General features: G+C 49.9%; 14 protein-coding genes. 6 read left to right on the top strand and 8 right to left on the bottom strand.

Annotated elements, in window-relative coordinates; translation table 11 throughout:
• Positions 1-235: 235 nt before the first annotated feature.
• A complete protein-coding gene (locus A7K91_RS06430) occupies positions 236-1417 on the bottom strand; it encodes an IS256 family transposase (protein WP_068680863.1) in 1182 nt (393 codons plus the stop codon).
• 167 nt (positions 1418-1584) lie between these two features.
• Between A7K91_RS06430 and A7K91_RS26360 the strand changes: the two genes are divergently transcribed.
• Positions 1585-2094 carry a hypothetical protein gene (locus A7K91_RS26360; RefSeq protein WP_156739376.1) on the top strand — a complete coding sequence of 170 codons (510 nt, stop codon included), beginning with the start codon at positions 1585-1587 and terminating at the stop codon, positions 2092-2094.
• Between the two features lie 111 nt (positions 2095-2205).
• Here the strand turns inward: A7K91_RS26360 and kduD are convergent, their stop codons facing one another.
• The 5 genes from kduD to A7K91_RS06405 all read right to left on the bottom strand — a co-directional run bounded on the left by kduD (position 2206) and on the right by A7K91_RS06405 (position 6933).
• Positions 2206-2961 carry a 2-dehydro-3-deoxy-D-gluconate 5-dehydrogenase KduD gene (kduD, locus tag A7K91_RS06425; protein ID WP_068680860.1) on the bottom strand — a complete coding sequence of 252 codons (756 nt, stop codon included), beginning with the start codon at positions 2959-2961 and terminating at the stop codon, positions 2206-2208.
• A gap of 6 nt (positions 2962-2967) precedes the next feature.
• Positions 2968-3762: a DeoR/GlpR family DNA-binding transcription regulator gene (locus tag A7K91_RS06420; protein WP_068680859.1), complete on the bottom strand. Its 795-nt coding sequence runs from the start codon at positions 3760-3762 to the stop codon at positions 2968-2970.
• 36 nt (positions 3763-3798) lie between these two features.
• Positions 3799-4629, bottom strand: coding sequence for a 5-dehydro-4-deoxy-D-glucuronate isomerase (gene kduI / locus A7K91_RS06415; protein WP_068680857.1), 831 nt, complete (start codon positions 4627-4629; stop codon positions 3799-3801).
• Positions 4630-5018: 389 nt separating this feature from the next.
• Positions 5019-6026: a zinc-dependent alcohol dehydrogenase gene (locus A7K91_RS06410; protein ID WP_068680855.1), complete on the bottom strand. Its 1008-nt coding sequence runs from the start codon at positions 6024-6026 to the stop codon at positions 5019-5021.
• Between the two features lie 19 nt (positions 6027-6045).
• The gene (locus A7K91_RS06405; protein ID WP_068680853.1) at positions 6046-6933 is read right to left on the bottom strand and encodes an AraC family transcriptional regulator; all 888 of its coding nucleotides are present in this window, start codon (positions 6931-6933) and stop codon (positions 6046-6048) included.
• 250 nt (positions 6934-7183) lie between these two features.
• Here A7K91_RS06405 and A7K91_RS06400 point away from each other — a divergent pair, with 250 nt between their 5' ends.
• Both A7K91_RS06400 and A7K91_RS06395 read left to right on the top strand, forming a co-directional pair.
• A complete protein-coding gene (locus tag A7K91_RS06400) occupies positions 7184-8455 on the top strand; it encodes an aspartate aminotransferase family protein (protein ID WP_082967277.1) in 1272 nt (423 codons plus the stop codon).
• Positions 8456-8584: 129 nt separating this feature from the next.
• Positions 8585-9181, top strand: a complete 597-nt coding sequence (locus A7K91_RS06395; protein WP_068680851.1) for a transglutaminase-like domain-containing protein — start codon at positions 8585-8587, stop codon at positions 9179-9181.
• A 145-nt stretch (positions 9182-9326) separates the two neighbouring features.
• Here the strand turns inward: A7K91_RS06395 and uxaC are convergent, their stop codons facing one another.
• Together uxaC and A7K91_RS25965 are read right to left on the bottom strand one after the other, a co-directional pair.
• Complete coding sequence (gene uxaC / locus A7K91_RS06390) at positions 9327-10733, bottom strand: glucuronate isomerase (protein ID WP_068680849.1); 1407 nt, start codon at positions 10731-10733, stop codon at positions 9327-9329.
• 115 nt (positions 10734-10848) lie between these two features.
• On the bottom strand, positions 10849-11904 hold the full coding sequence (locus A7K91_RS25965; RefSeq protein ID WP_082967276.1) for a GNAT family N-acetyltransferase: 1056 nt from the start codon (positions 11902-11904) through the stop codon (positions 10849-10851).
• Between the two features lie 317 nt (positions 11905-12221).
• Between A7K91_RS25965 and A7K91_RS06380 the strand changes: the two genes are divergently transcribed.
• From A7K91_RS06380 to A7K91_RS06370, 3 genes are read left to right on the top strand one after another with little or no spacing between them, the layout of a single operon-like run.
• Entirely contained in the window at positions 12222-13220 is a 999-nt protein-coding gene (locus A7K91_RS06380; protein WP_068680847.1) for a Gfo/Idh/MocA family protein, read from the top strand.
• Between the two features lie 42 nt (positions 13221-13262).
• Positions 13263-14201: an AraC family transcriptional regulator gene (locus A7K91_RS06375; RefSeq protein ID WP_068680846.1), complete on the top strand. Its 939-nt coding sequence runs from the start codon at positions 13263-13265 to the stop codon at positions 14199-14201.
• A gap of 31 nt (positions 14202-14232) precedes the next feature.
• Positions 14233-15312: a Gfo/Idh/MocA family protein gene (locus A7K91_RS06370; RefSeq protein ID WP_068680844.1), complete on the top strand. Its 1080-nt coding sequence runs from the start codon at positions 14233-14235 to the stop codon at positions 15310-15312.
• Positions 15313-15774 lie beyond the last annotated feature (462 nt).

The following is a 15774-nucleotide window of genomic DNA, read 5'->3' as shown; positions in this document are numbered from 1 at the left end:
ACAGGGACTTGGAATCCTTCAATCCCTTATTCAGGTAGGCAAAAATAGCTTTTCCTTTGCAGTGGTACCTGAGTAGTAACGTTTCTTCATACAAACGGGCGCGTTTCTCGGTAGCGTCAAGAAGTTTGTGTAAAGTGCAGGATATCCAACGGGATGCCATGTATGAAAGATAGATTAAACGATTTCCGACGAAACAGATGATGGGGGCTGGCCCTCACCAAATGGGCAGGAGTGGTTACTCCAAGGGCTGTGGGTACCGTGTCTCAAACAGTTCAGCAAGCTTCTGCTTCACTTCCGGCATGCCAAAACCCGTTCTGACGCGTTCTGCGGACAACTCGTTGTACTCGATGCATTGCAAATAAATGATTTTCTCTGCTGCATCTATGGTCGTCAAACTGTTCATGGGCCTGAGCCGCTTGCGAAATTCCTTGTTCATGCGCTCGATGGCATTAGAGGTGTAGATCGCATTTTTAATGGCGGCAGGGTACGTGTAGAACGTCAAGAGAGTCGGTAGTTGGTTTTCCCATGACTTCATCTCTTTGGGGTAAAGCTTCCCCCACCTGGCTTTAACCGCATCAAAGGCAGCAAGTGCCATTTCACGGTCCACTGCATTGTAAATGGTCTTGAGATCGTTAATAACATCGGTCTTGTGCTCCACTCGAATCTTAGGGAAGGTCGCACGAACCTTGTGGACAATACAGTGCTGAACATCGGCCTTGGGATAGGTCTCTTGAAAGGCCTCTTCCAGTCCAGGGAGGCCATCAAATACGCCGAGCAATACTTCCTGGGCGCCACGGTTATACAGGTCTTTCAGCACTTCACGCCAGCCGTTCGAGCTCTCTTGGCCGCCGACGTAGAAGCCGAGGATCTGACGTCGTCCGTCTTCGTCGATGCCCATCGCAAAGTAGATCACTTCTCCGCTCACTGTACGACGTTTGAGCTTGATGTACAGCCCGTCTAAATAAATGACAGAGTAGCGCTTCTGAAGTGGCCGTGCCTGCCAATGTTGGATATCTTCGAGTACGGTTGCTGTAATGTTGCTCACTGTTGTTGGAGAATAGTGGCTGCCAAACATGCTTTCGATAAATCGAGCGACATCTCGGGTACCCATTCCGCTCTTATACATTTGAATAACGGCCTCCTCCAGCCAACCATCACGCCGTTGATACGGTTCGAAAAGTTGCGTTTGGAAGTGGCTGTTTCGATCACGTGGTACGGATAAATCCTCGATAAGACCGTATTTTGTGTGCAGACTGCGCTTGTAATAGCCGTTTCGGCTATTACGCTGTCCTTCTTGCTCGTCCTCCATGAAGTGTTTGATTTCTGCTTTCATGATGGACTCCAGATTGTCTTTTACAAACTGGGTGACAACATTTTCAAATAGATTAGCAAGCATATTTTCGGGTATAGTAGTCATTGAGAAGGGTCCTTTCTTGGTGGTTTCGTCACTCCCGAGGATACCCTTCTTTTTTATGGTTTGGAAAGACTCCAAATCATGGTACACAAACTACTGTACATCATCCGTTTCTCTATTGGATCAAGCGCTTTTGTACGCTTCTTCATACAAACGGGCGTGTTTCTTTCTTGGATCAAGCGCTTTTGTACGTTTCTTCATACAAACGGGCGTGTTTCTTTCTTGGATCAAGCGCTTTTGTACGTTTCTTCATACAAATGGGCGCGTTTCTCTATTGGATCAAGCGCTTTTGTATGTTTCTTCATACAAACGGGCGCGTTTCTCTATTGGATCAAGCGCTTTTGTACGTTTCTTCATACAAACGGGCGCGTTTCTCTATTGGATCAAGCGCTTTTGTACGTTTCTTCATACAAACGGGCGCGTTTCTCTATTGGATCAAGCGCTTTTGTACGTTTCTTCATACAAACGGGCGCGTTTCTCTATTGGATCAAGCGCTTTTGTACGTTTCTTCATATAAACGGGCGCGTTTCTCTATTGGATCAAGCGCTTTTGTATGTTTCTTCATACAAATGGGCGCGTTTCTCTATTGGATCAAGCGCTTTTGTATTCCAATCAACCGCCTAAAGGCTGTGCGTTCGTCTGAAAACAGACAAAACGCGCAGCCTTTTGAATACATATAAAACCTAAAGGAATTTTTCTTACGATATACCGACATTCAACTAGTCGGCGTCTATGCCCATACATAAACATTCAGCTTCAACTGTAAGTATTGTTGCTAAAAGGTAAAGTAATTATCTAACCAGCCATCCGCCGTCAACGGCAAGAATATGGCCGTTCATATAATCCGATGCAGCCGATGATAAGAAAACGGCAGGACCCACCAAATCCTCGGAAGTTCCCCATCTTCCTGCCGGGATACGCTGCAAAATTTGAACGCTGCGCACCGGATCGTCGCGCAGAGCCTCCGTATTGTCCGTGCTCATATAGCCCGGAGCAATTGCGTTAACTTGAATCCCCTTGGATGCCCACTCATTCGCCAGCGCTTTGGTCAAGCCGGCAACGGCATGTTTGCTTGAGGTATAGCCGGGCACCGTAATGCCGCCTTGATAGGAAAGCATGGACGCCACGTTAATGATTTTGCCCGAGCCTTGCTCGATCATATGTCTGCCCGCAAGCTGGCAAAGCACAAACACGGAATTCAAGTTGACGTCCATCACTTCCTGCCAGTCCTCGAAGCTATGCTCGTGGGCAGGCGTACGACGGATAATACCGGCGTTATTGGCCAGAATATCAAGGCCGCCAAGCTCCTCCACCGTTCGCTCTACAATTGACGGCAATGCAGCGCGGTTGCCCACGTCAGCCTGAATCGTAATCGTTTTACGCCCAAGCGCTCTGATTTTCCCCGCCGTTTCGTCAGCCGGAGTCCGGTTGGTTACCAGCGCAACATCCGCGCCTGCCTGAGCCAAGCCAATGGCAATGGCTTCACCAAGCCCGCGACCTGCTCCGGTTACGATAGCTACTTTGCCAGTAAGATCAAACAAACCCATTTTAATCTACACCTTCCCTTTACCGCGCTTGCCGCTCCCTGGCAGCTCCGCTTTCATCAATGTAAGACCCGTTGCCTCATAACGTGCAGCAACTTCAGAATGAATGCCTTCATCCGTGATGATGGCGTCAACTTCATGCAGTCCCGCGAACGTAATCAAGGCGCCTTTATCAAATTTGCTGTGATCCGCCAGACAATAGGTAGCCTTGGCATTGTCCAGATAAAGCCGCTTCTGCTTGCTTAGCTCCTCCGTAAAAATCGTCAGGCCATACTCCAGATGCACGCCAGTCGCCGACAGGAACAGCTTGTGAATATTCAGCCTGCTGATCCATTCCTGCGGTTCCGTTCCGATCAGCATATTGCGATGGCGGTAGCCGCCCGGCACAATTAGACGGACTTCCTCCTTGGCGGTCAGCTCGCGGATGATAAGCAAATCGCTGGTTATAACGGTTACCGGCATATTAGGAAGCTGGCGCGCAAGCTCAAGAGTCGAGCTGCCCGCATCCAGAACGATAATATCTCCGGGCTCGATGCAGGTCAGCGCCATTGCCGCAATCGCCGCTTTTTCCCGCTGATGCCTGATGTTGGGATACTGAAGCGGCAGGAGACTGTTTTCTCCGTCCTGCGCCAATACGGCTCCGCCGTGCGTACGCTTCAACAGCCCCTTCTCCTCCAGCTTTTCCAAATCCTCACGAACCGTTTTTTCCGTAACCATAAACTGTTCGCTAAGCTCCGATACCCTGACGGCGGCTTTTTCCTCAAGCCGCTCTATAATTTTCCGATGGCGTTCTGCCGCAAGCATGAAGCTCCTCCTCCGCTTTTCCTCTATGGAGTCATTCTACTTCAGTTCGCTTGCCTGTACAACGTCCATATCCGTAAAGGTATAGTTCTCGCCTGCCATCGACCAGCAGAACGTATAATTGCTTGTGCCGACGCCGGAGTGAATGGACCAAGGCGGCGACAGGATAGCTTGCTCGTTCGCCACAACCAAATGCCGGGTTTGCGAAGGCTCGCCCATCATATGGAACACTCTTGTTTCTTCAGCCATATCAAAATACAGGTAAGCTTCCATTCTGCGATCATGCACATGAGAAGGCATCGTATTCCAGACGCTACCCGTCTGAAGGCTGGTTACGCCAAGCATCAGCTGACAGCTTTGAATGCCGTCGGCATGAATATATTTATACAATACGCGCTCATTGGACGTTTCCTGTGCGCCAAGATTAAGCGGATTGGCTTCTTCTCTGGTCATTTTGCGGGTTGGCAGCTCCTTGTGAGCCAGCGCGGAACAGAAATACAGCTTGGCAGGATTGGAGGAGTCCTTGCTTGCCAGCTTCACCTCGCGCTTGCCTTTGCCGACGTACAGCACATCCAGCTTGTCCAGCTCGTATGCCTCACCGTCCACCGTAATGGATGCGGGACCGCCGATATTCAAAAACCCGATTTCTCTGCGCTCCAGAAAATATTCCGTCCGCAGTCCATCCCCGGCATCCAGCAACAATTCCTTACTTACCGGCCATGCGCCGCCCACGATCATACGATCATAATGGGAATAAACCAGCTTAAGCTCATCTTTTTCATACAGATTTTCCATCAGGAATTCCTTGCGCAAGCGCTCTGTATCATATTGCTTAACATCAGTTGGATTAGTGGTGTGACGAATTTCCATTGCCCTAACTGCCTCCTTTAAAATAAAGCCGGATGTTTTTAAAGGTTGTACATCCGTCAAGTGTATTTTATGTTCGTTTATATAATAACACACATTTTCGAACATAAATAGAGAATTTTAAACATTTCAAAAAATCTACCCGCCGCAGGACCATCCGGTAAGCAACCCCCTACATAAAAAAACATTCAGGTCAGCAGCATCCTTGATACTCACCCGAATGTTTTTTTATTTCCTATCGTCACTTTCATTACCTTCGTCACTTTCATTACCAAGTATCGCTTTCATTACCTATCGTCGTTTTGTCTACTATTTACTTTTAACTTGCTGATTCTATTTCTTGTTGTTGATGCTTAACGTACCGCCCGCTCATCCTGGCATATCAGGCCCGGCTATGACCAGTCGAACAAAACTCCGTTGAACTCGTCCTTCCGATGCCTCAAGCCGTCATAAGCCAGCGCTGCAGTCTCCGGCTTCAAGGTATGGCTCATAAGCGGCTCGATTCGAAGCTTGCCGCTGGCGATAAGCTCAAATGCTATTTTTGTATTGCGGACCAGTGAATGCTTGACAAAAGCATCAGGCGTGAGCGGATACCGCCACTCATGAGCTCCTTTGAACGTAATGCAGCCTCGGCCAATCAAGTGGCTATAATTAAACACATCTGTGACGTTGGTTTGGAACTCTCCCCGCGGGCTGCCAAGAAAGATGAGCTCGCCAAAAGGCGCAATGCAGGGCAAGCTGTTTACAGCGACCTGCGGCACGCCGGTTGCTTCAATAAATGTAGAAACGCCCGCGCCTCCGCTCAGCTTTTTGATGGCGTTTGCCAAATCGCCCATTCCGGCCTGCAGCGTATGTTCCACGCCGCATTCCTTGGCCAGCGAAAGCCTGTGCTCCGACAAATCAATGCCGATGACCCTCGCGCCTTGCAAAGCGGCCAGCTGAGCAGCCATATTGCCGATCAGCCCCATGCCCGTAATCGCCACCCGATCCCCAAGCTCGATAGCGGAAACCCGGATAGCTGTCATGGCGACCGTAACCATTCGGCAAAAAGGCGCCATGCGCATATCAAGCTCCGGCGGTATTTTCAGAAAAACGCCCGAGGCGGGAACCATTTCGTAACGGCTATGCTGCCCGTAATGGAAAACAAAGTCGCCCGCCTTGATGCCTTCATCATTAGGGCCAATCTCCATTACTTCGCTTACCGCGGCGTAACCCGGCGTTCCCGGCATATTGAACCACGATTCGCCTCCTGACAGACAAGCCAGCTCCGTGCCAGGGCTTATTAACGTAAAGCGCTTTCGAACAAGCGCAAAACCGGGCTGAAGATTGCCCGTCTCCAGCTGCTCCTGCTTCAGCTCTACTTGCCAAGGCGCAGCAAACACTATTTTGTCGTTGTTCATCGCTATCTTCTCCTTTTGGTTAACGCCGCGGAATCCCTGCATTGCCCGCTTTAAAAGCCGTTGCCGTCGTTCCGGTCGCCGATTTGAAGATACGGCTAAAATGATGAATGCTTGAAAAACCGGACTTTTCAGCAATCGTCGTCAGGCTGTTCCCTGTCTCCATAATCAAACGTTTGGCATGCTCGATGCGAACATGCGTCAAATAAGCGTGAACGGATATGCCCAGCTCCTTCTGGAACAAATACGACATATGGCTTGCGGATACGCCCGCTCTCCTGCTGATCTCTTTATTACCCAGCTTATAATCGGAAAATTGCTCCTGCATAATGGTAATGCACTTTTCGATAATCGGCCAGCCGCTGGAAACCGCCCCCCGTTCTTCATCGGGCTGAACTGCCTGGTTACGAAGAAACAAAGCTATAAGCTCCAGCGCTCCCGCCTTCAAAAGCAGCTGATGCGCCGGCCGCTTGCCTTCAAATTCCTTGAGCATGGCCAAAAAGGTTTTTTTTAGCTCGATCGCATCCGTGGCTCGAATGCGGGAAACCGGGTATACCGCTTCCAGCAGGTCCTCGCCCTCCGGCACTTCATAAATCCTTTTGTGCTGCCAGCCGATTTCCGTCCATCGGCTCCGCTCCGCTGAATATTGGCAATCAAAATGAAAAATATACTGGATGAGCGGATCATCGCTAGTGGAACGGATAATATGCGGCATTAATGGATGAATGAGTACGGCATCGCCTTCTTTAAGCGGATGCGGGACGCCTCCAATAATAAAAAGAGCCTCCCCCTGCTCGATATACGTAAACACATGATCGTAATCCAGCCATTCGCCAGCCAGATGCTGGCTCTTTACTCTTTTCACAAAACGGACGAATGGAGATAGCGCATACAATTGCTCGGTATTCATTTGCCTCAACCTCCCGACGGGCTTGCCGACACTGCATCATTCCATTATGATGCCCGCCGGGCATGGGGGCAATCCCTGCTCCAATAGGCATGCCGCATCTTGATCTTATGACATTGCTGCTCCTATGTCTTTGATAAAAAAGCAGACTATTTAACAAAAACAACGATTCTTGAAAGTGGATGGATGATGATTGTATTTTTATACATTATGTTGTATATTTATTCTTATTGAATTGGAAGCGGAGGGGTATATGATGTGCCAAACTGGAAATGAAGAGACAAAAAACTGGCTGAATGAAGCGGACAAATCGCTCCTGTTCACAGCCAATCGCCCTCCTGTCGTTATGGAGAGCGGCGAAGGCATGTATATGCGGGATACAGAGGGAAAATCCTATTTGGATTTTATCGGAGGATGGGCCGTAGCCAGTCTGGGTCATTCGCCGGCAGCGTTAAGCCGGGCGCTTGCGGAGCAATCCGCTACGCTAGTTCACGCCAGTCCCGGTTTTCTGAACAAACCGATGATTCAATTTGCCAAGCTGCTGTGCGAAATTAGCGGCATGGATAAAGCATTTTTCGGGAGCAGCGGCGCAGAGGCGAATGAAAGTGCCATTAAGCTGGCGCGGAAGCATGGAGCCGTCAACCTGAACGGCGCTTATGAAATCATTACCGTTTCCGGCGGGTTCCACGGCCGCACGCTGGCTACGATGTCCGCCACGGGCAAGCCGCAGTGGAAGGAGCTTTTTGCGCCTAAGGTCGAAGGATTCAAGCATGTTCCCCTTAATGATTTGGATGCTTGCTTCGCTGCTGTATCCAACAACACCTGCGCTATTATGCTGGAGCTGATTCAAGGAGAAGGCGGCGTACACGCCGTTCAGGAATCTTATTTGTTCGGCCTCCGCAAAATATGTGATATGTACGGTATTTTGCTCATAGTGGACGAAGTTCAGACCGGCATGGGACGCACGGGAAAGTTGTTTGCTTTTCAGCACTACGGCATTCAACCGGATGTTATAACATTGGCAAAGGGCATTGGCGGCGGATTTCCGTTGTCGGCCATGCTGACCAAAGAAAAATACGATTTGTTCCAGCCCGGCGACCAAGGCGGCACCTATACGGGCGCTCCGCTGTCCATGGCTGCGGGACTTGCGGTCGTTCAGGAAATTCTGGACCGGGATCTGGCTGCTAACGCGGCAGTGCAAGGGGCGTATATCAAAGAGGGACTGGAGCTGTTAGCCGCCAAACTCCCCATCAGCAACGTTCGCGGCCGCGGGCTATTGATTGGTTTTGACGTGCTCGAAGGTACGGCGCAGCAGCTGGCTGCCGATTGCCTTGAAGCAGGGCTGCTCATTAACGCGGTGGGGACTTCCACCATTCGTCTTGTTCCTCCGCTCATTGTGACTCAGGCCCATGTTGATGATATGCTGCAGCTTTTGGCAGCCGTTCTTGGAAGGCAAACCGCGTCACCCACGCCCGCCTTCATTCAAGAAGCAAGCAAATCCCCACAAGGAGCAGGCATTGCCTGATCTTTAAAAACAGCATGGCAGCAAGCCGCTCCGGCAATAACAGCCAGAGCGGCTTGTTCGCAAAAGTGCGCATTTATCTCATAAGCCGGCATGGTATATGAAAACATGTGATATGAAAAGAGGTTTTTTATGAAGCACGAAGAGCCAATTAGCGCCTATCTTCAAGAATCGGAATTTATAAATTACTCTAATCCTTTAATCCAGGAGCTCATTGCTTCATTTAACCAAGAAACAGAGCTGGATCGAATCAAAGCGGTTTATGAATTTGTCAGGGATCAGATTGACCACTCGTTTGATATTAAGAGCAGTGAAGTAACAAGACGAGCTTCAGAGGTTTTGGAAAAAAAGCATGGAATCTGCTACGCTAAATCACATTTGCTTGCCGCCATTTTAAGAGGAATGGATATTCCAGCAGGGATATGTTATCAGAGGTTAACCTTATATGATAAACCGGAGGACGGGTATTGCGTTCATGCTTTAAATACTATCTACCTTAGAGAGTTAGACAAATGGATAAGAGTAGACGCAAGAGGGAATAAGGAAGGAGTAAATGCTCAACTTTTGATTGATGAGGAAAAACTGGCATTTCCGATCCGGATAGAATACGGAGAGAAGGATTATTTCATCAATTATGCTCAGCCTCATCCGCAGATTATTAAAACATTAGTCAATCATTCCAATTGCATAGAGATGTGTCAAAGCGGCCTGCCAGAACAATTGGACTAATTGTATCCGAGGAACCTCGCTTATCCCAAACTAATTTGACCTTATAGTAAGAGCCCAGGAATGCTGAATAATCAACATTCTTGGGCTCTTCTTTTTCGGAGGCTGCGCTTAAAAGCTGCTTCTGCGGCACAGTCCCTTTCCTCTTTTAAAAACCAAAGTAAGCTTTGGCATTGCGATAGGAAATATCCTGCACCATTCCGCCCAGCAGCTCCATGTCATTCGGCACTTCACCATTTTCGGCCCATTCGCCCAAAAGATTGCACAGGATGCGGCGGAAATATTCATGCCGGGTATAGGAAAGGAAGCTGCGCGAATCCGTCAGCATGCCGACAAAACGGCTCAGCAGCCCCAAATTGGATAAAGCGTTTAACTGATCCAGCATGCCAAGCTTTGTATCGTTAAACCACCAGGCCGACCCCAGCTGCATTTTGCCGGGAACGCCTCCGCCCTGATAACAGCCGATAAGCGCGCCAAGCACGTCATTGTCTCCGGCATTCAAGGAATACAGAATTGTTTTTGGAAGCTGGTCCTCTCCGTCAAGCTCATCCAGCAGACGTGCCAGAGGATAGGCTAGCGGACTATCATTGATGGCATCAAAGCCGGTATCCGGTCCAAGCTGACGGAGCATGCGGCTGTTATTGTTTCTGGCCGCATTGATATGCAGCTGCATAATCCAGCCAAGACGTGCGTAATGCCGGCCCATGCTGAGAAACGTAAATGTTTTGTATTTTTTCTCATCAAGCAAGGACACCGTTTCTCCCTTAAGCGCCCGGGCAAAAATGTCTGCTGCTTCCTCCCTGGTTGCTTCCGCATACGGCACATAATCCAGTGCATGGTCGGATACGCGGCAGCCAACCTCATGGAAAAACTGGATGCGGGAGGAAAGAGCGTCAAGCAGGCCATTGTAATCCGTTATCGGGATACCGGCGGCCGCGCCAAGGCTGCTAACCCAATCGCGGAATGCCGGCCTGTTGATTTCCAGCGCTTTATCGGGGCGGAAGGATGGCAAAACAGCCGTTTTGAAATCCTTCAGCTCCTTGATTTTCAGATGGTACTCCAGGGAGTCCGCCGGGTCGTCCGTTGTGCAGATAACCTCAACGTCGGACATAGCGATAAGATCGCGCGCGCGGAATTGCCCCGTCGCAAGCTTGGTGTTTACCTTTTCCCAAATGATTGGAGCATTGGCTTTATTAATGATCTCCTCTACGCCAAAAAAACGGCGCAGCTCCAGATGCGACCAGTGATACAAAGGATTGCCGACCGTGTGGGGAACCGTTGCCGCCCACGCTTCGAAGCGGTCGTAGTCGGTGACGCCCTCTCCGCCGGTAACCAGCTCCTCCTTCACTCCGTTTGTCCTTAGCGCTCTCCACTTGTAATGGTCGCCGTACAGCCAGGCCTCCGTCAGATTGGAAAACGCGGCGTTTTCGTAGATTTCTTTTGGGCTGAGATGGCAGTGGTAATCAATAATCGGCATGTCTTTTGCATATTCATGATAAAGCTTGATAGCGGTTTCACTATTTAGTAAAAAATGGTCGTCCAGAAACATCTTCATAACCTTTATCCACCCTTCCGAATTAAGGAGCTTGACCCAAGTGTAGCGCAACATTGGATTGTCCGCAATCGTCCGCAGCGATAAGCGCAAGATTATACGCGGAGAGCAAAAAACATCATTTTTTCACTTCCACGCAAAAATAAAAGTAATCGTCATCTTCGATGCAAGCGTCTGTAAAGCCATGCCGCGACGAAACCTCAAGCAACTCGGAGTCGCTTGGAATCGGCTTGTGGGAACTGCTGTAGCCGATAGCCCTGTGATGTTCAGACAACGCAAGGCGCGTCCGGGCGTGGGCAATGACAAATCTCCCTCCAGGCTGCACACTACGGCGGGCATTGGCAAAAACGGCATCCAGATTTTTAAAATGAGGAATGCTGTTATAAAGAATAACCAGGTCAAAGAGGCCAATCGCTTTCTGCTCCCTGTCAAAATCCAGATGCCGCGTTTCAGCTTCCGGGAATGCCTCCCTAAGCTCTTTTAACATATTGGAGGACAGGTCAACCGCGACGTATTTCTGCGGAAAAATCCCTCTCTTCTTTAAAATGGATGGCAAAATGCCTGTACCCGCTCCAATATCCAACAGCGAATGCTCCAGTTGGACATCCAGCCTAAGAAGCAGATTTTCGGCGCAGCTTATCTCTCGTTCGGACAAGCCTGAATGCCATCCGGCCGCCAATGCATCAAAAAGTCCTTCGGATGAGCTAACGGATGGAAGACTCAATGTCAGAAAAACAGCCTTTTTTACATCTCTCATGTAATCAAAAACGGGATTGTTTTTTTGCTGCAGCACCTCATCCCTTACAAATCCAAACTTGGCGTAATACCGCACATTGTCGGCGTTACTCGTCATCAAACTAATCTTTTTTACAGCGTGGTCCTCTCCATATTGCCTGATAGCTTGCAGCAGCATTTCTCCAATTCCTTTGCCTCTATGCTGTTTGGCTACAAATAAATAATGAATGTAGATGTGGCCGGAGTCGGCCTGATCGGCGAACGCAAGCACAAATCCGGCCAGTTCGTTTTGCACATAAGCAACTCTGCACGTTTGCCGAAAAAAACGATAAAACAGAATATAGATGGAATCGCGTTCCTGCGGCAATGGAGCGCAATCCATATCTTTTAGCTTCATTAAGCCGTCTTCATCCAAATCTTTGATCAAGATAGGACTCATGCTTCTTCCCCCTTGTTTTGTAATCTTTACGCCAAATCCGAGACGCGCTCTTTTGCAATGTCACAATTATACATTATGGAGGTTGATAATTTTATGAAAAAGGATTGCTTTTTTACGCACTATTTTCGAAACACAGACCGAATAAGCCGCACAGTACTTAGCCAATCTTCCCTTCACGAATTTAATGTCGCAATCTTATACATCAACCGTCGCTTATTCGCACTTATAATGGGGCTGAAAATATGGTAGATTTACTGTGATGTCACAAATTCAAAGATTGCGGCGTCCAAAGCACAAAAGATCAAGGAGGCTGATTCATGATTAAAATCGGCAAGATCAGCTATTGGCATGTACACGCATGGGATTATACCAAGCAGGCACAGGGGCATCCCGATACAGAAATTGTTGCGGTATGGGACGAAAGCACGGAACGCGGCAAAGAAGCCGCACAAAAGCTCGGAGCGGACTTCCACGAATCGCTGGATGACATGCTGGCGCGCAGCGACATCGACGCTGTTATCGTCGATGCGCCAACCAACCGACATGAAGAAGTAATCGTGGCGGCTGCAAAAGCGGGCAAACATATTTTTACTGAAAAGGTTATCGCGCCAACTCTGCGCGAAGTCAATCATATTCTGGACGAGGTCAAAAAAGCAGGCGTCAAGCTGACGGTTTCGCTGCCGCGCCTGAATCACGGCTACACGCTGGCGATCCGGAAATTGCTTGAAGCGGAAACGCTCGGCCAGATTACATTGGTGCGCTCAAGACTCTCCCATAACGGGGCTACGGCTGGCTGGCTGCCAGAGCACTTCTACAATCCGGAGCAAACGGGCGGCGGAGCGCTTATTGACCTCGGCTGTCACCCCATGTATCTGACCAGACTCTTTTTGGGTGCGCTTCCAAGCTCCGTATCTGCAACCTATGGTTTTGTGACGGGCAAGGAAGTCGAAGATAACGCGGTCGCTACTTTGACGGGGGCGGGCGGCGCCATCGGCATTGTGGAGGCGGGCTTTGTTAATCCGCAATCCCCGTTTGTCATCGAGGTGCACGGCACTAAAGGAACCCTGCTGTATAGCACCCATGACGGCAAGCTGCTCCTTCGCACAACGGGAGAGGCATGGGAGGAAGTTGCTATTCCCGAGGATCGGGAAAGCGCCTTCGACCAGTGGGTCGGACATATTGTCAACAACACGGAAGCTGCGGAAAATGTGGCATTGGCGACCGACCTGACCATGCTGATGGAGGCTGCGAGCCGTTCCGTCAAAGAAAGCCGCTCCGTTGCGATTGCCGACTTGGAAGGTTATGATAGAAAGTAGAAATCTGGCATGACCAGAGCTAACTTTCAGGAGGATGGAAAGATGGCTGCCCCCTTTGCCTATGACAAAATGCGAGAGCGTCCCGACGCCCTGGAGCGGCTTGATCTGCGCATCGGCTGGGGACCTTATGAAATCCATGTATTGCGGTTTCATTTGACGCAGTTCCCGCCAGGACGAATTGTTCCGTTTCATAAGCATGCGGAATTTGAGTTTCATTATATTCCCCGTGGCAAAGGCAAAGTGATTTTGGGCGAGCAGGAATTCCCCCTCAAGCAAGGCCAGCTTTATCTGACCGGCCCTGAAGTCATGCATTATCAGGAAGCGGACGCTTACGAATACATGGACGAGCTATGTCTTCATGTCGTCATCAAGGAAAAAAGGGAGACGGCGTCCCACCTCCTCCCCGCTTCCGAGGATCAATGGGAATGGGAAGAGGCTCGTCAATGCGTAAGCAAGCTGGAAAATCTTCCGCTGTATCCGGCGCAGGATTTACATGGAGCAATGCCGTGTTTTCTCGCCGCGTATGAGGCTATTACGTCTCCCTATGGAGGCAGCTACACCACGATCAAGCAAAGCGTCATTCAAATTTTGCTTCGCACGGCTCGTGCTTATGACGCTGCGACGGAAATTAACGATTTGCCTACCAAGGATATGAAAACCTATCGCTACCGGCTTGCGCTTGAATTTATGCAGTCCAATTACGGCGGCGCCTTGTCGCTGGACGATGTGGCGGAAAAGCTGAGGTTAAGCGGACGCCAGCTCCAGCGTTTGTTCAAGGAGCTGCATGGCGGGCATTCCTTCAGCCGCATACTGGAGGACATCCGGCTTGCCGCCGTATGCAGCAGGCTTGCCGACGAAGAGATATCCGTGGAGCAGATCGCCCGGGAAACCGGGTTTTCGAGCGGCAGCTATCTGCATGCCGTATTCCGCAAGCGTTACGGCATGACGCCATCCCAATACCGAAGCATCCATTATTTTTAATTCAAGGTGAACATACAGGAGGTTTTTGAACATGTCCAAAACATTTAAAGTCGCCATCGTAGGTTGCGGCGGTATCGCCAATGGCAAGCATCTGCCAAGCCTGAAAAACGTTCCTAATGTAGAAATGGTCGCATTCTGCGATATTATCGAGCATCGCGCTATCGAGGCTGCAGCCAAATATGGCGTTGACGGAGCAAAGGTGTACACCGATTACACAGAGCTGCTTAAAGACGAAAGCATTGATATTGTTCACGTTTGTACGCCTAACGACTCCCATGCGGACATTTCCATTGCCGCAATGGAAGCAGGCAAACATGTCATGAGCGAAAAGCCGATGGCCAAAACAGCAGCGGACGCGCTGAGAATGCTGGAAGCCTCCAAACGGACCGGCAAAAAGCTGACGGTCGGCTACAACAACCGTTTCCGCGGCGACAGCCAGGCATTGAAAGCGATTGTTGACGGCGGCGAGCTGGGCGATATCTATTATGCCAAGGCACATGCCATCCGTCGCCGCGCCGTTCCAACATGGGGCGTATTCCTCGACGAAGAAAAACAAGGCGGCGGTCCGCTGATCGATATCGGTACGCACGCGCTTGATTTGACTCTTTGGATGATGAACAACTACAAGCCGAAGGTCGTGCTTGGCACAGCCTACCACAAGCTGTCGCAGCGTCAAAACGCAGCAAACGCCTGGGGACCGTGGGACCCGGCCCAATTTACGGTTGAAGATTCTGCATTTGGCATGATCGTTATGGAAAACGGCGCAACGATCGTTCTGGAGTCCAGCTGGGCGCTGAACACGCTTGAAGTGGACGAAGCCAAATGTACGCTGTCCGGCACAGAGGGCGGAGCCGACATGAAAGGCGGCTTGCGTATTAACGGCGAGCAAAATAGCCGTCTGTTCACCAAAGAAATCGAGCTGAACTCCGGCGGCGTTGCATTCTACGACGGCAAAGCCGAAAGCGCGGCCGATCTGGAAATGAAAATGTGGATCAAAGCCATCGAAGAGGACAAGGACCCTGTTGTTACTCCTGAGCAAGCCTACGTTGTGTCTCAAATTTTGGAGGCTATTTATGAATCCTCCAAAACCGGCAAAGCGGTTTATTTGTAAGCTTTAAGCAGTAGGCTGTAGCTGTTGGCTGTAAGCTGTTACTGCAGTCTGCAACTGTTGGCTGTAAGCTGTAACTGCAGTCTGCAGCTATTGACTTGACTGTAAGTTGCAGCTGTATCTCTAAGCTGTGAGTCTGTGCCTATAATGTTCAAGGCCGTCCCCAACGTCATAGTTGACGGGGGCGGCCTTTTGCAATGCCGAAACTATGAGTCCAACCGCATTCCCAATCGGACGTATAAATACAACCTCTAGCCAGCCTAACGGTCAACGCTGACCGTCACACCCTCAAATAAGCAGTTTTCGCCCATGTAGCGGACATTCTCGTCCCTTAACGCCCAAAAGTCGTGTTCCGGAGGGTAAAAATGAGTTTTTACGGCCATGCGTGACTATGCTTGACCCACAATGCTTCCAAAAAACTGGATGTTGAAAACATAGCTACCCAACGAAGGTTCTCTCCGTTAT

This window comes from Paenibacillus oryzae (assembly GCF_001675045.1).
Taxonomy (GTDB): domain Bacteria; phylum Bacillota; class Bacilli; order Paenibacillales; family Paenibacillaceae; genus Pristimantibacillus; species Pristimantibacillus oryzae.
This window is presented reverse-complemented; position numbering and strand designations above follow the sequence as displayed.